The organism is Dactylosporangium salmoneum, from assembly GCF_039532525.1.
Classification (GTDB): Bacteria; Actinomycetota; Actinomycetes; order Mycobacteriales; family Micromonosporaceae; genus Dactylosporangium; species Dactylosporangium salmoneum.
Window position 1 is genome coordinate 249,374 of the sequence record NZ_BAAARV010000016.1, and the last position, 17,125, is coordinate 266,498.

Annotated in this window: 15 protein-coding genes; 5 read left to right on the plus strand and 10 right to left on the minus strand. The window is 72.9% G+C overall.

Annotated elements, in window-relative coordinates:
* Window positions 1–176 precede the first annotated feature (176 nt).
* The 7 genes from ABD352_RS08810 to ABD352_RS08840 are packed head-to-tail and all read right to left on the minus strand — an operon-like array spanning window position 177 to window position 9,333.
* Window positions 177–2,690 carry an RNA repair domain-containing protein gene (locus tag ABD352_RS08810; protein ID WP_344611744.1) on the minus strand — a complete coding sequence of 838 codons (2,514 nt, stop codon included), beginning with the start codon at window positions 2,688–2,690 and terminating at the stop codon, window positions 177–179.
* Between the two features lie 55 nt (window positions 2,691–2,745).
* Window positions 2,746–3,087, minus strand: coding sequence for a cupin domain-containing protein (locus ABD352_RS08815; RefSeq protein WP_344611745.1), 342 nt, complete (start codon window positions 3,085–3,087; stop codon window positions 2,746–2,748).
* Window positions 3,084–4,085, minus strand: coding sequence for a Gfo/Idh/MocA family protein (locus ABD352_RS08820; protein ID WP_344611746.1), 1,002 nt, complete (start codon window positions 4,083–4,085; stop codon window positions 3,084–3,086). Before ABD352_RS08820 ends, ABD352_RS08815 begins: the two co-directional genes overlap by 4 nt.
* Window positions 4,082–5,401: a mannitol dehydrogenase family protein gene (locus ABD352_RS08825; RefSeq protein ID WP_344611747.1), complete on the minus strand. Its 1,320-nt coding sequence runs from the start codon at window positions 5,399–5,401 to the stop codon at window positions 4,082–4,084. Before ABD352_RS08825 ends, ABD352_RS08820 begins: the two co-directional genes overlap by 4 nt.
* Entirely contained in the window at window positions 5,389–6,675 is a 1,287-nt protein-coding gene (locus ABD352_RS08830; protein WP_344611748.1) for an enolase C-terminal domain-like protein, read from the minus strand. Before ABD352_RS08830 ends, ABD352_RS08825 begins: the two co-directional genes overlap by 13 nt.
* Window positions 6,672–8,084, minus strand: a complete 1,413-nt coding sequence (uxaC, locus tag ABD352_RS08835) for a glucuronate isomerase (RefSeq protein ID WP_344611749.1) — start codon at window positions 8,082–8,084, stop codon at window positions 6,672–6,674. Before uxaC ends, ABD352_RS08830 begins: the two co-directional genes overlap by 4 nt.
* The gene (locus tag ABD352_RS08840) at window positions 8,077–9,333 is read right to left on the minus strand and encodes a Gfo/Idh/MocA family protein (protein ID WP_344611750.1); all 1,257 of its coding nucleotides are present in this window, start codon (window positions 9,331–9,333) and stop codon (window positions 8,077–8,079) included. The genes uxaC and ABD352_RS08840 overlap by 8 nt, the downstream gene beginning before the upstream one ends.
* 149 nt (window positions 9,334–9,482) lie before the next feature.
* Here ABD352_RS08840 and ABD352_RS08845 point away from each other — a divergent pair, with 149 nt between their 5' ends.
* The 5 genes from ABD352_RS08845 to ABD352_RS08865 are packed head-to-tail and all read left to right on the plus strand — an operon-like array spanning window position 9,483 to window position 14,193.
* The gene (locus tag ABD352_RS08845; protein ID WP_344611751.1) at window positions 9,483–10,490 is read left to right on the plus strand and encodes a LacI family DNA-binding transcriptional regulator; all 1,008 of its coding nucleotides are present in this window, start codon (window positions 9,483–9,485) and stop codon (window positions 10,488–10,490) included.
* Window positions 10,491–10,501: 11 nt separating this feature from the next.
* Window positions 10,502–11,782, plus strand: coding sequence for an ABC transporter substrate-binding protein (locus ABD352_RS08850; RefSeq protein WP_344611752.1), 1,281 nt, complete (start codon window positions 10,502–10,504; stop codon window positions 11,780–11,782).
* 38 nt (window positions 11,783–11,820) lie between these two features.
* On the plus strand, window positions 11,821–12,759 hold the full coding sequence (locus tag ABD352_RS08855) for a carbohydrate ABC transporter permease (protein WP_344611753.1): 939 nt from the start codon (window positions 11,821–11,823) through the stop codon (window positions 12,757–12,759).
* Complete coding sequence (locus ABD352_RS08860; protein WP_344611754.1) at window positions 12,756–13,592, plus strand: carbohydrate ABC transporter permease; 837 nt, start codon at window positions 12,756–12,758, stop codon at window positions 13,590–13,592. The genes ABD352_RS08855 and ABD352_RS08860 overlap by 4 nt, the downstream gene beginning before the upstream one ends.
* A 4-nt stretch (window positions 13,593–13,596) precedes the next feature.
* Window positions 13,597–14,193 (plus strand): hypothetical protein, encoded by a 597-nt coding sequence (locus ABD352_RS08865; protein ID WP_344611755.1) that lies wholly within the window; start codon window positions 13,597–13,599, stop codon window positions 14,191–14,193.
* Here ABD352_RS08865 and ABD352_RS08870 read toward each other — a convergent pair.
* The 3 genes from ABD352_RS08870 to ABD352_RS08880 form a co-directional block, all read right to left on the minus strand.
* Window positions 14,181–14,627, minus strand: a complete 447-nt coding sequence (locus ABD352_RS08870; protein ID WP_344611756.1) for a hypothetical protein — start codon at window positions 14,625–14,627, stop codon at window positions 14,181–14,183. The genes ABD352_RS08865 and ABD352_RS08870 overlap by 13 nt on opposite strands.
* A 353-nt stretch (window positions 14,628–14,980) precedes the next feature.
* Window positions 14,981–15,508 (minus strand): hypothetical protein, encoded by a 528-nt coding sequence (locus ABD352_RS08875; protein WP_344611757.1) that lies wholly within the window; start codon window positions 15,506–15,508, stop codon window positions 14,981–14,983.
* 1,124 nt (window positions 15,509–16,632) lie between these two features.
* Entirely contained in the window at window positions 16,633–17,109 is a 477-nt protein-coding gene (locus ABD352_RS08880; protein ID WP_344611758.1) for a hypothetical protein, read from the minus strand.
* Window positions 17,110–17,125: the final 16 nt, after the last annotated feature.

Below are 17,125 nucleotides of genomic sequence, written 5' to 3' on the forward strand. Positions count from 1 at the left end.
ATGCGATCAAGAGGGGGTATCTGACCAATTCCCCCCATATCGCGTCAACGCGACATAAGGACATCGTCACGACACTTCACCAGTGCGTTTCCCCCGAGCTGGGATTATTCAGCTCTACCGGGGACATTCGTGCACGTTCGGACTAACTCCCACGAGATGAGGAAAGTTTCACCCGGTCACCCGTTCGGAGGTGCCGCCTCACCCGCGGCGGCCAGGGCCGTGTCGATGGCCGCCGGGTCGCCGCCGTCGATGCCGAGGGCGCGGCGGCGCGGGTAGGGCCGGACCGTGGCGCCCGCGTCCTCGAGCGCGAGGACCAGCCCGAGCACGCGGCCGTCGAGGTCGTCGCCGCCGCCCAGCTCGACGACCCGCCCGTGCGGGCCGGGCCCCGGGCGGCCGTGCAGCGCGGCCTCGACGAGCGCGGCCGTCGAGCGGGTCATCGTGCGGGTCGTGTTCACGCCCGGCGGCGTCGGGGAGTACACCGGCCAGTAGGCGTGCCGGTCCCCCGAGCGCGGGCGGCGCGGGTGCCCGGCGCAGTGGCGCAGGAAGCCGTCGAGGTCGCGCGCGCTGTGGCGCATGGCCTCGGCGGTGAGCACGGCCCAGCTGAAGCCGCCGACCAGGCCCCAGGCGGCGCCGTCCAGCTCCCGCTCGCGGGCCCATGCGCGGACCTCGCCCAGCAGCGCCCGGAACGCGGCCGGGTCCAGGCCCTCCAGCAGCGCGTCGGCGTCCACGACGGCGAGGACGGCCCGCCGCCCGGCGTCGTCCAGCCGGGGATCGGCCGGGTCGAGCCGGTCGACGGCCACGTGCTGCACGTCGACGCTGACCCCGGCCACGCTCGCCCGCAGCACGGGAACGACGGCGCCGGCCAGCCGCGCCCCGGGCAGCAGCCCGGCCAGCTCGGACAGCCCCGACGCGGGCGAGGCCCACACCAGGTCGAGGTCCGTGGACTCGGTGGCGACGCCCAGCCGGACGGAGCCGACCACGTGGACGCGGGAGCCGGGCGCGAGCGCGGCGCAGGCGTCCTCGACCAGCGCCCGGGCCGCGTCGTGGCCGGTGGCGAAGGGGACCGTGCGGCGCACCGCGAAGGGCTCGCCGCCCCGGCGGCTGATGAGGTCCACCGCGGTGACCGTGAACTCGACGGGCTCCCAGTCGTCGAGCCGCAGCGTCGCGGCGCCGGTCAGCTTGGCCACGCTGAGGTGCGGGGTGAAGCCCTCCCGCTCCCGGCAGGTGGGGAAGCGCTCGGCCAGCGCCGCCTGCAGCCGGTGCAGCGCGCCCGGCGGCGTGACCTCCGGCTCCAGCCAGACGGTCGTGCTGGCCCGGTGCCGGAAGGTGCGCGCCCGGGCGAGCCGGACGCGGATCGGCCCGAAGCCCTCGACCGCCGCCGCGGCCACCCGCGCGGCCTCCTCGAAGTCGGCCTCCGGCACGAAGCCGTAGACGAGGTTGATGTGCGGCATCCAGCGCCGGTACGACGGGTCGTGGACCCGCCGCACCGCCTGGATCGCCGGCCACACCCGCTCCGGCGGCCGGATCACCAGCGCCGAGGTGTGCACGGGCAGCGCGTCGACGGTCGAGACCGCCGGCTGCAGCAGCGCCGTGACGCCGAAATGGTCCGAGACGTACTTCGAGGAGCCGTCGAAGGGCCGGTCGGCGAAGCGCTCGGCCACCACCGGGGTCAGCGGCCCGCGGACGAGGACGCGGTCGAGCCGGCCGGCCCGGCCGGTCCGCGAGGCGACGGCGGCGAGCGGGTTCGCGGCGGGGTCGAAGGTGAAGCCGGCCTCGTGCGGGTGCAGGGCCCGCCACGCGTCCACGTAGCCGGGCACCGACGGCGCCGCCTCGTCCCCGGCGTTGAGGTCGGTGAGCAGCACCGCGGCCTCCAGGTCCCCGCGCCCGAGCCGCTCCTCGACGACCCGCAGCTGGTGCTCGCGCCGCTGCTCCGCCCCCTCGGTGTGGTCGCTGGTCAGGTGCGCGGCCACGAAGCCGGTGCGCCGCCCGTTGAGCACGGTGTGCCCGAGGACGAGCCGCTTGTACGCCGACAGCCGGTGCACCTCCAGGGCAAGCGGCCAGCGCGAGATCAGCGTGGTGCCGTAGCCGATTTCGGCGTCCGGGCCGGCCGAGACGCAGTAGCCGGCGCGCACCCACGGCGCGTCCAGCAGCGCCGCCCACAGCTCGTGGGTGACCTCGTGCAGCGCGACCACGTCGGCGCCGAGGCCGGCGAGCAGCTCGACGCAGGCGGGCCGGCGCAGCTCGGGATAGGTCAGCTCGCGGTCGTAGGCGTCGGAGAGGACGTTGAACGTGGCCACCTGCACCACGTCGGCGTGCACCGGCGCGGGCGGCCCGGCCGGCCCCCACTCCCCCGCCACCGGGTCGAAGCGCAGGCAGTCGGCCGCCCCGAAGGCCGAGACGGCCCGCCCGGACGGCCGGCGCGGGGAGCGGGCCTCGGGCTCGCCCAGCGCGCCGAGGTCGACGGCGGCGTCGAAGACGAGGTCGACCCTGGTCCGGCGGTCCCAGACGACGACCTGGCCGGCCTTGACGTACTGGACCCGGTGCCACGGCACGTCCCCGCCCCCGACGAAGGCGAGCAGCGGCGTCTCCCGCAGCCCGGCGCCGCGGTCCTCGTAGCCGATGACGAACCGGGCGGCGTCCAACCTGGCGTCGTACCGGATCCGGGAGACGACGTCCTGCACCGGTCGCATGCCCCGAGCGTATGGCGCGGGCCCGCCGGTCAGCGAACGATTTCGGCGGCCCGGGTCAGTCCGCCGGGGCCGACAGGTGCATCCAGGTGAAGACCAGCGGCACGTCCCCGTCGCTGATCAGGTGGTGGTTCTCGCCGGGCTCGATGACGAGGATGTCCCCGGCGGCGAAGCGCGGCCCGGGCGCCCCGTCGAGCTCCAGCACGCCGGCGCCCTGCACGATCGTGAAGATCTCGGGCACGTCGTGCACGTGGACGTCCGACTCGGCATGGGTGCGGTGCCCGGGCGCGTCGTACCGGCTGATGCCGCCCCGCCGCACCGGCCCCCAGCCGCCGCCGATCGCGGCGAGGGTGGCCGGGGTGCCGCCGTCGGGCAGGTCGGCGACTGACAGTTTCCTCATGCGAAGGCTCCGATCTCGCGGAAGTGGGCGCGCTCGGCCGCGGCCCGGCGGACCAGCTCGGCCGCGCCGGGGATCTCGACGCCGTCGGGGCGCCGGGCCAGCCGTCCGGGTGCGAGCAGCGCCGGCGGGTCCTCGGCCAGGATCGCCTCGGCCAGGGCGGTGAAGGGTTCGGTCCGCTCCAGCGGGACCAGCAGCAGCTCGCCGCGGTCGCGGTGGTCGAGCAGGTTCTCCAGCAGGCCCGCCCGGCCGGGCAGGACCTCGCCGTCGAGGGTGTCCTGGGTGTAGCCGACGGTCGCGGCGCCGAGCGTGCCGGTGACGGCGATGTCGCCGGCCACGTACTCGCTCGCGCACAGGGTGACGGCCACGAACACGCCCCGGCCGTCGGGCGCGGTGAGGCGCAGCGTGGCCGTGTCCTCCACCTCGACGGCGGCGCGGGTGCGGTACCGGTCGAGACTGAGCGTCCACGGTGGACGCATCCCGGTGATGGCCAGGGCCTGCATGAGCGCGTGGGCGAAGGGGTTCACGAGCGCGCCGTCCCGCCCGCGGCGCCCGGCCCAGGAGGAGCGCGCCCAGTAGGCGTCCGGCCGCCACCACGCCCCGGCGACCGAGACCACGGTGACCTCGCCGACCCGCTCGGGCAGCGCGGCCAGGGTGGGCGAGCCGAGGGCCTGGAAGCCCACCTGCACGGCCCGCCCGGCGGCGGCCGCGGCGAGGGTGCGGTGGTCGGCCAGCGAGAGCACCGGCGGCTTCTCCAGCAGCAGGTCGGCCCCGGCCTCGAGGACGTCCAGCGCGATCGGCAGGTGGGTGTGCGGCGGGGTGCAGACCACCACGACGTCGGGCCGCCGCTCGCGCAGCATGGCCCGGTGGTCGGCGTAGTCGAAGCCGGGCTGCACGTCGCAGGTGGCGACCAGCCGGACCCGCGGGCCGAGGCCCTCGATGGCCCGCAGGTGCCAGGCGCCGTGGCCCGCCGCGCCGATCAGCGCGACCGTGGTCGTCACAGCGCCTCCAGGGTGCCGGCGACGCCGTGGCGGTCGAGGGCGCGGCCCCACTCGTCCAGGGCGGCGCGCAGCTCGGCGTCGTCGGCGAAGCCGGGCGGGAAGACGGCGTCGAGCTCCAGCGGCGAGCGGGCGGCCCGCAGCCGGTCGGCGAGCGGGTCCTCCAGCGGCAGCGGGGTGCCGTCGTCGGCCTCGCCGCGCACGAAGCGGATCCAGGCGGCGAGGACGAGGGTGGCGTACCGCGGGACGGCCCCCGCCGCCCGCCGGTCCGCGATGGTGCCGAGCAGCCGCTGCGGGAGCTTCTGCGAGCCGTCCATGGCCACCTGCAGCGTGCGGTGGCGAAGGGCCGGGTTGGCGAAGCGCTCGAGGACGCGCTCGCCGTACGCCTCGATGGAGACCCCGTCCGGCGGGCGCAGCGTCGGCGCGATGTCGGTGCGGATGAGCCGCTCCATCGCCGCGCGCATCCCGGGCAGGGCGAGCGCCCGGTCGATGGTGGGCGCGCCGGCCAGGGCGCCGAGGTACGCCAGCGCCGAGTGGACCCCGTTGAGCATCCGCAGCTTGAGCCGCTCCCACGGGGCGACGTCGGCGGTGAGCACCGCACCGGCGAGGTCCCACGCCGGACGCCCCGCGGGGAAGTCGTCCTCGATGACCCACTGGCTGAACGGCTCGGCGGCCACCGCGGCCCGGTCGACGACCCCGAGCGCGGCCTGCGCGGTGGCGTAGGTGCCCTCGGTGCTGGCCGGCACGATCCGGTCGACCATCGTGCAGGGAAAGCCCAACCCCTCGCAGGCGCCCAGCTCGGCGGCGACCAGCTCGCGCAGCCGGTGCCCGTTGCCGGGCAGGTTGTCGCAGCTGACCAGGGCCAGCGGCGCGCCGCCCCGGGCCCGCAGCCCGCGCAGCAGCAGCCGGAGCACCTCCGAGCCGGGGCGGTAGGCCTTCTCGGTGACGGTGAGCGTCACGATCCGCACGGCGGGGTCGGCCAGGCGCGCCTCGACGGCGGCCGGGTCGCTCGCGGCGTGCAGGGCGGCCGCGTGCACGCCGAGCACGCGCGGGCGCACGCCCTCGGCGTCGATGGTGAGGACGCTGTACAGCAGGTCCTGCTCCAGCAGCGGGTCGAGCACCGCCCGGGAGCGGGGCGCGACGGCGGCGATGGCCCAGTCGCCGCCGCCCTTGGCGATCGCGTCCTCGGTGAACACGGCCTGGTGGGCCCGGTGGAACGCGCCGAGCCCGAGGTGCAGGATGCCGACGCCCGCGTCCCCGCGCCGGATCGCCGGGCGATGCTCGAGGCCGCCGAGGGCGCGAAGGCTCAGGCGCTCCATGCGGGCCCCGCCGGGAAGGCGTAGTGCGCCACGGACTCCGGGCGCAGCTCGACGCTGTAGCCGGGCCGCTCGGGCAGCCGGTAGCGTCCGCCGGTCACGCGGACCGGATCGGTGAAGTGCTCGTGCAGATGGTCCACGTACTCGATCATCCGCCCCCGCATCGACCGCGACACCCGCAGATAGTCGAAGAAGGACAGGTGCTGCACGTACTCGCACAGCCCCACCCCGCCGGCGTGCGGGCACACCGCCACGCCGAACTTCGCCGCCAGCAGCAGCTCGGCCAGCACCTCGCCCACGCCCGCGACCCGGCAGGCGTCGACCTGCATGACGCCGATCGCGCCGGCCTGCAGCAGCTGCTTGAAGATGACCCGGTTGGCCCCGACCTCGCCGGTGGCGACCCGGCACCGATCGCCCAGCGCCCGCTGGATCGCGGCGTGGCCGAGGACGTCGTCGGCGTGGGTGGGCTCCTCGATCCAGTACGGGTCGAAGGCGACCAGCCGCTCCATGTTGGCGATCGCCTCGCCGACGTCCCAGACCTGGTTGGCGTCCATCATGAGCAGCGCGCCCGGGCCGATCTCGGACCGGATGATCCCGGCCCGGCGCACGTCGTCGCCGATCGGGCCGCCGACCTTCATCTTCACCGCGGTCCAGCCGTCCTTGACCGCGGCCCGGGTGAGCGCGCGGACCTTCTCGTCGTCGTAGCCCAGCCAGCCCACGGAGGTGGTGTACGCCGGGAAGCCCTCCAGCCGCGCCCGTTCGAGGCGTCCGGCGTAGCCCTCCAGCCCCGCGTCCAGGATTGCGGCCGCCTCGGCGGGGGTGAGCGCGTCGGCGATGTGCCGGAAGTCGACGGCGGCCACGAGGTCCGCGGTCGGCAGCTCGGCCAGCAGCCGCCACATCGGCGCGCCGGCCCGCCGGGCCCGCAGGTCCCACACGGCGTTGAGCAGCGCGCCCGCCGCCATGTGGATGACCCCCTTCTCCGGACCGAGCCAGCGCAGCTGCACGTCGGCGGTGAGCGTGCGGGCCCCCTCGGCGGTGCACAGCGCCTCGGCCTCGTGCCCGACGACGTGGTGGCCGAGCGCCTCGACGGCGGCACAGGTGAGCTCGTTGCCGCGGCCGTTGGTGAAGGTGAGGCCGTAGCCGCGGGCCCCGCCGGCGTCCTCGACCACGACGTAGGTGGCCGAGTAGTCGCCGCGGTTGATGGCGTCGGAGCCGTCGCCGGCCGCGGCCGTCGGGAACCGCACGTCGTGGACGGTCAGGCCGGTGATGACACTCACGCCGAAACTCCATTGTGGACAGTGCGCTGGAAGACGCGCCGGGGCAGGTGGTAGGCGAGGTCGGCGATGGTCTCGGCGGCCTCGTCGAGCGGCAGCCGGTGCTCGGCGACCAGCCGGGCGAGGAACCCGGCGTCGACGCGCCGGGCCACGTCGTGGCGGACCGGGATCGAGCAGAACGCGCGGGTGTCGTCGACGAACCCGGCCGTGTTGTAGAAGCCGGCCGTCTCGGTGACCGCCTCCCGGAAGCGGCGCAACCCCTCGGGGCTGTCCAGGAACCACCAGGGCGCGCCGAGGAAGACCGCCGGATACCCGCCCGCGATCGGCGCCAGCTCCCGCGTGAACGTGGTCTCGTCCAGGGTGTACAGCACCAGCCGGAACCGCGGGTCGGTGCCGAACGCGTCGAGCAGCGGCTTGAGCGCGCGCACGTACTCGGTCGGGCCGGGGATGTCGCCGCCCACGTCGCGGCCGTGCCGGGCGTGCAGCGCCGCGTTGTGGTTGCGCACGGCGCCGGGGTGCAGCTGCATGACGAGCCCGTCCTCGACGGACATGCGGGCGAACTCGACCAGCATGTGTGCGCGGAACCGCTCGGCGTCGCCGGCCTCGGCCCGCCCGCGCAGCGCCCGGTCGAACAGCGCGGACGCCTCCGCCGGGCCGAGGGCCAGGGTGGCCGCGCTCGCGTGGCCGTGGTCGCTGGAGGTGGCGCCGGCGGCGATGAAGGCGGCGCGGCGCTCGCGCAGGCGGGTGAGGAACTCGGCGTACGTGCCGGCGCCCAGCCGCGCGACCCGCTCGGCCCAGCCGGGCCAGTCGAGGTCGACGAGGTCGTCCGGGCGGAACGTGGTGATGACCCGCCCGCCCGGGCCGCCCCAGCCGTCGGCGGCCAGCTTGGCGTGCGCCTCGAGGTCGGACAGCGGCGACTCGGTGGTGGCCAGCACCTCGAGGTTGAACCGCTCGAAGAGCGCCCGCGGCCGGAATCCGGGATCGGCCAGCCGGGCGGCGACGGCGTCGTAGACCTCGTCGGCGGTGCGCGGGCCGAGCGCCACCGGCACCTCGAAGACCTCGGCGAGCACGCGCTCGGTCCACAGCCGCGACGGGGTGCCCCGCAAGAGGTGCCAGTGCTCGGCCAGCAGCCGCCAGATGGCGCGGCCGTCGGTCTCCACCTCGGTGCCGTCCAGCGCCGGCACGCCCAGCCGGGCCGGTGGGATGCCCTGGCTGCCCAGCATCCGGGTCACGTAGTGGTCGGGCACGACGATGAGCCGGGCCGGGTCGGGGAACGGGCGGTCGTCGGCCAGGATCGCCGGGTCGACGTGCCCGTGCGGGCTGATCAGCGGGAGGTCCTTGGCGTGCCGGTAGAGCTCGCGCGCGATGGCGCGGACCCCCGGTTCGGCGGGGAGGAGCTGGTCTTCATGCATAGGTGCGTCCAAGGTTCAGGTCGTCGGTGCGGATGGGCCGGCCGGTGGCGATGGACTCGTTGGCGGCGAGCCCGACGAGCAGGGCGCGGGCGCCGTCGGCGGCGCCGGCGCCACGGCCCAGCGGGTCCTCGGGGGCGTCCGGGTCGAGCAGGGCGGCGAGCATGCGGGCGTCGGCGCCGCCGTGGCCCTTACGCCGGTGGTCGCTGACCTCGATCTCGCGCGGCGGCGCCCAGTACGGGTGGACCCGCAGCGAGACCTTCCCGCGCTCGGTGGGCGTGCCGAAGCCCTTCACGGCGGCGGCCGAGTCCGGTGCCACGTGGTCGCTCTCGACCACCTCCAGCTCCAGGCGGCCGCGGCTGCCGTTGAACATGACCCGGTAGCCCTCCCATGGCGCGTAGGCGGTCAGGTGGTACGTCATGCTCGCCCCGCCCCGGTAGGAGACCAGCACCGCGAGGTCGTCCTCGATGCTCACCCCGGGGGCGAAGACGTCCCGGTCGCGCCGGTAGCCGTCGGCCCGCACGGCGGCGGGCCCGTAGAGCGCGGCCAGCTCCGGGTCGCTCATGTCGACGGCGAAGTTCCCCGCGCCCTCCCCCGCCCCTGCCGGACCGTAGAAGAAGAGGCGGCCCTGGGCGTACACCTGGATCGGCTCCTCGGCCAGCCACCAGTTGACCAGGTCGAAGTGGTGCCCGGCCTTGTGCACCAGCAGCCCGCCGGAGTCGGCCTTGTCGCGGTGCCAGCGGCGGAAGTAGTCGGCGCCGTGGCGCACGTCGAGCAGCCACTCGAAGTGCACCGAGCCGACGACGCCGATCTCGCCGGCGGCCAGCACCCGCTTCACCGCCTCGTGCAGCGGGTTGTAGCGGTAGTTGAAGGTGACCCGCACGCGGCGGCCGGTGCGCCGCTCGGCGTCGAGGATGCGCGCGCAGCGCGGGGCGTCGATGGTCATCGGCTTCTCGGTGAGCACGTCGCAGCCGGCCTCCAGGGCGGCCACGATGTACTCGTCGTGGTACCGGTCCACGGTGCACACGACCACCACGTCCACCCGCTCGCGCTCGATCATGGCGGCGAACTCGGTGGCGGGGTAGGCGGGCACCGGCGCGGGCAGCCGGGCGTTGTGCGCGGCGATGCGGACCGGGTTGGGGTCGGCCAGGGCGACGAGCTCGCAGGCGTCGCGGTGCTCGGCGGTGAGCGCCCGGACGAACATGGCGGCCCGGGACCCGGTGCCGACGATCGCGTAGCGGGTCTTCTCCAACGACCCTCCTCACTGCAAAGGTTTGCAGAAAACTATGCGCAGGACCCGCTGGTCCGGTCAATACTGCCTGCAGAATCCATTGAGGACCGTTGACATGGCCACAAACGTTTGCATAATTGGCACCACCCGGCCGTTCGAGAGGACCTCCAGTGCCTGCCACGATCCGAGATGTCGCCCGCGCCTCCGGCGTCCATGTCTCCACCGTGTCCCGCACGTTCTCGGCGCCGCACCTGGTCAACCCCGACACCCGCAGCCGGGTGCTGTCCACCGCGGAGAGCCTCGGCTACCGGCCCAACCGGGCGGCCCGCGCGCTGATCACCGGCCGCACGCACAACATCGGCCTGATCGTGGCGGACATCGCCAACCCGTTCTTCCCGCCGCTGATCAAGGCGGCGGAGTCCCAGTCCCGGCAGCGCGACTACCACCTCTTCGTCGCCGACACCAACGAGGACCCCGTGGTCGAGGAGCAGCTCGTCCACGCCCTCGCCAAGCAGGTCGACGGCGTGCTGCTGTGCAGCCCGCGCATGAGCAACGACCTCATCGAGAAGCTCCGCAAGGACGTGCCGCTCGTCGTGGTCAACCGGCCCGTCGAAGGACTGCCCGCGGTCGTCATGGACATCGCCGGCGGCGCCCGGGCCGCGATCGAACATCTGGTCGGCCTCGGGCACCGCGACATCACCCTGCTGGGCGGGCCGCGGGGCTCGTGGACCAACCGGGAGATCCGCCGCTCCGCCACCGCCGCGGCCAGGGCGGCGGGCGCCACGCTCACCGCGCTCGGGCCACACCAGCCGACCGAGGCGGCCGGACAGGCCGCCTGCGACGCGGTGCTCGCCACCGGGGCCAGCGCCGTGCTGGCCTACAACGACCTCATGGCGATCGGCCTGCTCGAGGCCCTGCACGAGCGCGGCGTGCGCGTGCCGGAGCAGCTCAGCGTCGTCGGCATCGACGACATCATGCTCAGCCGGCTCGTGCATCCCAAGCTGACGACCGTGGCGACCCCGGCCGCGGCCGCCGGCCGGGCAGCCGTGGACATGCTCCTGCAAGACGACCAGGAACACCGCGCCACCGCGCTCGTCACGCTCCAGACCCAACTGGTGATCCGCGACTCGACCGGCCCCGCTCCGGTGACACCCCCTTCGGTCGCGGCCGATGCCTAGGAGTGACTCCCATGTCCGCAATCCCCCGCCGCCGGCTGCTCGCCGCGGCCTTGCTCTTGCTCCCTCTCGCCGCCTGCGGTGACAACACCGGCGCCTCGGCGGACTCCGGCAAGCCGGTCGAGCTGACCTTCTTCTGGTGGGGCGGCGACGCCCGGGCCAAGCTCACCGAGGACGCGCTGAAGCTCTACACCGCCAAGCACCCCAACGTCACGTTCAAGACGACGTGGCAGGCCAACCAGGGGTACTACGACAAGCTCGCCACCATGACGGCCGGCAACGCGGCCCCCGACATCTTCCAGATCGACGACAACGCCCTGACCGAGTACGCGGCCCGCAACGTCACGCTCGACCTGCTGCCGTACCAGAAGTCCGGCAAGCTCGACACCGCTCGCTTTCCCGAGAGCCTGTGGAAATACGGGGTGGTGGACGGCAAGCTCGCGGGCGTCGCCTTCGGCGAGAACACGCAGGGGCTGGTGTACAACAAGACCAAGCTCACGACGGCCGGTCAGCCGCTGCCGACCACCGGCATGAGCTGGGACCAGTTCATCTCCTGGGCCCAGGCCGCCGGGGCGGCCACCAAGGTCGCCGGCACGCAGGACCCCAGCGCCGACTACAAGGCCTTCTGGGTGTGGCTGCGCCAGCAGGGCAAGGACCTGTACAAGGCCAAGGAGCTCGGCTTCACCGCGCAGGACGTGACGGCCTGGCTCGACCTGTGGAAGGGCGCCCGGGACAAGGGCGCGACCCCGCCGCCGGACGTGATCCGCGAGGGCAACGCCACCGACGTCACCAAGCAGCTGGTCGTGACCGGCAAGGCGCTCACCTCGTGGGTGTGGGTCAACCAGCTGCCGGAGCTGCAGAAGAACACCAAGGACGAGCTCGGCGTCGTCGCCTACCCCGGCGACCCGAAGGCCCAGTGGGCGCGCGCGTCGATGTACTTCTCGGTGTACCGCGGCAGCGACAAGAAGGACGTGGCCGTCGACGTCATCAACTTCCTCGCCAACGACCCCGAGGCCGGCAAGGTCCTCGGCACCGACCGCGGCCTGCCCTCCAACCTCGACGTGCGCGCCACGGTCGAGGGCGCGGTCACCGACAAGGCGATGAAGACCTCCATCGACGTGGAGAACGAGCTGGGCAAGACCTTCGGCCCGTCGCCCCAGGTGCCGCTCAAGGGCCACAGCACGCTGCGCTCGGAGCTCACCAAGGCCGCCGAGTCGGTCCAGGCCGGCAAGGCGAGCTCCGCTCAGGCGGCCGAGGCCTTCATCGCCGCCGTGAAGACGGCCATCTCCAAGTAGGGACCCTTCCAGTGGCTGTCACCACCACGGCACGGCCGATGAGGCACTCCGCCCGGTTCCCCGCCGGGACCGGGCGGAGGGCCCGCCGCGAGGGCCGCGCCGGCTACCTGTTCCTCTCCCCCTGGCTGCTCGGCTTCGGGGCGTTCACCGCCCTGCCCATGCTGGGCTCGCTGCTGCTGAGCTTCACCGACTACGACATCCTGTCCGACTGGTCGCAGCTGCACTTCATCGGCCTCGACAACTACCGGCGCATGTTCACCGAGGACCCCGCCTTCTGGCACGCGGTCAAGGTGACGGTGCTCTTCGGCGTCGTCGCGGTGCCGCTGAAGCTGGCCGCCGCGTTCGGGGTGGCCCTGCTGCTCAACCGCGAGGTGCGCGGCGTCGGCTTCTTCCGCGGCCTGTTCTACCTGCCCTCGCTGCTCGGCGGCAGCGTGGCGCTGGGCTACGTGTGGTACTCGATGTTCAACCGCGACGGCTCGTTCAACCGCCTGCTGGCCGTGTTCGGCATCCACGGCGAAGGCTGGGTCAACGACCCCGACTTCGCCCTCGGCACGCTGATCCTGCTGGCCGTGTGGCAGTTCGGCGCGCCGATGGTCATCTTCCTGGCCGGCCTCAAGCAGGTGCCGGTCGAGCTCTACGAGGCCGCCGCGGTCGACGGGGCGGGCGCCTGGCGCAAGTTCTGGTCGGTGACGATGCCGATGATGTCGCCGGTCATCTTCTTCAACCTGGTGCTGGAGACCATCCACGGCTTCCAGGGCTTCACGTCGGCGTTCGTCATCTCCGGCGGCACCGGCGGGCCGGTCGACTCGACCCTGATGTACACGCTGTACCTGTACATCAAGGGCTTCACCGACTACGAGATGGGCTACGCCTCGGCGCTGGCCTGGGTCTTCCTCGCCGCCATCGGCCTGCTGACCGTCGCACTCTTCAGCACCGGCCGCTTCTGGGTGCACTACTCGGACCGGGAGGAGCAATGAAATGGCTGCGGCTCGCCGCCATCGTGGCGGTGCTGGCCATCATCCTGTACCCGCTCGCCTGGATGCTCGGCAGCTCGTTCAAGGGCCAGCAGGAGGTGCTCAGCAACGTCTCCATCTGGCCCGAGCACTGGACCCCGGGCAACTACCCCGCCGGCTGGACCCACTTCAAGAGCGTCAACGTCACCTTCGGCCGCTTCTTCCTCAACAGCGCGCTGGTGGCCGGCCTCGTCGTGATCGGCAACGCCCTGTCCTGCCTGCTCGCCGCCTACGCCTTCGCGAGGCTGCGCTTCCGCGGCCGCAAGGCGTGGTTCGCGATGATGATCGGCACCCTGCTGCTGCCCGGCCACGTGCTCATCGTCCCGCAGTTCATCCTGTTCAGGCAGCTCGGCCTGGTCGGCGGGGACTTCCCGTACCTGCCGCTGATCGTGCCGCACTTCCTGGCCACCGAGGCGTTCTTCGTCTTCCTCATGGTCCAGTTCATGCGCGGCATCCCGCGCGAGCTGGACGAGGCCGCGAAGATCGACGGCTGCTCCCCCGCCGGCGTCTTCCGCAGCGTGATCCTGCCGCTGAGCCGCCCGGCGCTGGTGACCACCGCGATCTTCTCGTTCATCTGGACCTGGAACGACTTCTTCCGCCAGCTGGTGTACGTCTCGGAGACCACGAAGAACACGGTGCCGGTGGCGCTTCGCACGTTCATCGACTCGCAGGGCCAGGTCTCGGTGGGCCCGATGTTCGCCATGTCGGTGCTCTCGCTCGTGCCGGTGTTCCTGTTCTTCCTGGCCTTCCAGCGCATGCTCGTCGAGGGCATCAACACCTCCGGACTGAAGGGGTAAACCCGTGCGACGCGACTGGCGCGACACGATCTCGGTCGCCGCGGACGTGGCCCTCGTCGGCATCGTCGTGACCGCCGCATCGGTACCGCTCGTCACCGCCGGCGCCGCCCTGCGCACCGGCTCGGCGGCGATCCGCGCGATCACCGCCGGCGAGGGCGTGGACGCCCGCGCGCTGTGGCGGCTCTTCCGGGCCTCCCTGCTGCCCGGCGCCCTCGCCACGGCCGCGGCCGCTGCCGTCGGTCTACTGCTGGCCTCCGACATCGGCGCCGTGGCCGCCGGCCGGGTCCCGGGCGGGGCACCCGCGCTGGCCGCCACGGCCGCCGCGGCCGCCGTGCTGCTCGCGGTCGGCGGGCTGGGCGTCGTACACCTGGGCCGGGACACCTCCCGAGGCGCCTGGCCGCACGCGCTCGCCTGGGCCGCCCGGACAGCATGGCGCCACCCGGGCGCGGCGGCGGCGGTGGCCGGGGTGCCGGCCGTCGCCGCCGCGCTCGCGGCCCTCATCCCCCTGACCGCCCCGCTGCTGGTCGGCTACACGCTCTACGCACTGCACGCCGTGACCATCCGGCTGGTGCGCCCCGTCCGCATCGATCAGGTGCTGTAGGTGCCGTCCCACGGCGGGGCGAACCCGAGCCCGTCGGGGTAGAGCTCGGCCCAGTCGCCGCGATCGGGCTCCGACTCGTCGACCAGACCGAACACGACGCCGTCGTAGGTGAACTGAAACGGCCGGATGGCGATGTCACCGAACCGCGGCCGGCTCAGCTCGCCGAGGAGCGCGGCGAGGATCCTGTCCGGCGCGTCGGGATCGGTGAGATAGCGACTGAGGCCTATCCGGCGGATCGTGGATGCCTCGTGCCGGCCGTCTTCATCGAACCGATGCAGGTAGGCGTACCAGCCGAACTCCTCGGCCGGGTCACCCTCGACGTCACGCCTGGCGCCGTGCGCTGCGGCGTAGAACTGGCCGCCCGCGAACCGCCCGATGGCGTCGGTACGGTAGCCCGGTTCATGAGCGATCGGGATGCGCTGCGGCACGGCCATCCGCCCATCCTAGGCAGCCAGGAAACTCGCCAAGGTCGCCCAGCCGTACCGGCGGTGAAGGCCGCCGTACAACCTCGTGTCAGCTCGTCCGCACGACGATGGTGCATGACGCTCCGGCCCGCAACCGCTTGAACGAGCGCTGCGGCGAAGATAGGCCGCCGTTGCACCAGGGGTCGACGCTGACGTTGCGCGGTACCCTTGAACGTCATCTTCAGCAACGCGTTGCCGCGTTCGCCGATTGAACGCGACGGTGACGGTGTCCCAGCGGGTCCGTACCGCGGTGGTGTGCCCTACCCCGCGTCTTTTCCTTGCACCGCAACGGTTGCGGCGTGTCACATACGTTCTGCTGTCCGTCAGCTGCGGCCAGCGTAGAGGTAAACGGTGAGGGCGTCCGGTGCATCGAGGTTGAACAGCACCGATCGGTACGTGCCGTCAGTCGTCGGTTGCTGCTCCTCGATGCCGGAAACAGATACAGCGGTGTCGGGATCCCAGAGGTTGCCCCCGCCAACGTTGTGCTTCGCCGTGACAGCCCGAAGCCCCGGTGTCAGTGGGGCGGTGAACTTCCCGGCGGCGACGAACGCATCAAGCCCGGTGCGAGGGATGCGGAACTTCGCCGAGAGACGGGTTTCCAGACCATTGCTGTAGGCGGCGGCGAGAAACACCGTCCCGGGAGGAAGGGTCACATGCGCCACCGCCTCCACCTGGGACGCGCTCGCCTCCGCCGGCTTGGACTGCACCGGCAGCAGGTCGATGCCCGCAGTACCCGCGACGAGACCCGCCAGGCCACAAGAGACCAATGAGATCACAAGGCTCACGCTCGCGAGCACGAGCGCGGCTTTGCCCTGGCGGATGCGAGGCGAGGGCGCGGGGGCGTCGATCACCGTCGTACTGTAGCCACGCCGCGACAACGGCGAAGGCGATGCCCACCGTCAAGGCCATGCCTCAATGGGATAGCAGTTGTCTGATGGCACCCTTCGAGGACCTTGGAGGAAATGACGTCTCGGTGTGCGTGGCATTGTCGAGCGACGACTGCAATGCGTCGGTGGCCGCATATTGCTGGCCACCGTCGCGCGTGCTGCCGCACCGACGGGCCTGCGCAGTAATAGCGCTGGTGTGTCGCGACGCCTCGGGACCGGGCCGATCTGCGTGGCGCCATTCGCCTCGCGCGGCAAGGGGTCACCGTCATACACCGCGCTGTCGCACGCGGGAGGCCGGACCTGCTCAGGCGGCGAGGGCGGCCCCGGTTCACGCCCCGAGCCGTCCTGCTGGTCGCCGCGCGCTCGGCGCAGCCGCTCGGCATTCCATCACGCGCCAAAGCTCCCACCACCAGCGTTGTCTTGTCACGCTGGTACGAAACGCTGTCCACGAGTGCACGGATCTGCCGCCGGCCATGCGCGGTGGCCCGAAAGGCCGTTACGCTCTGCGATACGCGGCCCCGGAAGGCGCGCTCGTGCGATGAACGCGCCACTCGCTACCGGTCGCTGTCAAGCCGCACCGCCCGAGGGCCACTGCTCCCGGCAACCACCCTGGCGGGAAGCGCCGGCCCCGCCGGCCCGTCCTGCCAGCCCCTGAACCTTGCGCAGAACAGCGTGCGGTGACCACCGACCGCGACAGGCAAGTCGCGTCCGTAGACTCCTCGCACTCGGCTCAAATCATTGTTTTTTCCCCTAAACTTGAAATTTCTGTGGTTTTCGGCTCTTGATCTTCGGCCTATGAGGACTCCGCGCCGACCTCGAGTAACGCAAGCAGTGTCGGTTCAGCCGCCCGGTCGCGCAGCCCGCCCAGATACCAGCCGAGCACCATCCGTACGTGCGGAACAGGATCAACAGCAAGCGGCAGCAAGACCTCGAGCGCCCCGGGGTTCGTTCGAAGGCCGCTGGCATGGTGGCATTCCGCGGGCCGTCGGGGCCGCACTTCCCGCCAGGCCCTTCCCGCAACCGCTCCAGGACGGCCCGCTCCGCCGGCCAGGGCGGCGACAGCGCGATGGGCAACGGCGAGGCCGCCGCTACTTGCGGCGGGCGCCGGCCGGCCAGATGACCGTCGTGTCGACGCCTCGGCGGCGGGCGTCCTGCACCACGTCGGCGGTGCCGCCCGGGTGGTCGCGCTCCTCGCCGTCCCACACCGCGACCAGGCGGTCGATGCGGTCCAGCATGAGGCCGTTGGCGGCCACGTACGCGCGCACGCCCGACCGCGGTTCCCCCGTAGGAAGGACGGCACGGGCCCCCTCCAGGAGGGCGTCGAAGGCCTCGCGGCGGTCGAGGGCCACCACCTCGCGGTAGTCCGGGGCGGGCAGCACGACCTCGTAGGCCCCGCCCACCTCGCGCACCGCGCGGGCGAAGAGCTGGTCGGCGCCGTCGGCCAGGCAGGTGACCCCGACGATCTCCTCGCCGTCCAGCGCCCGCAGGTACTGCACCAACGCGCGGTAGATGACCTCGGCGGTGGTATCGGTGAGGTTGGTGTGACCCGTGATGCCGATGCGCATGAGGTCCCCCGGAGGT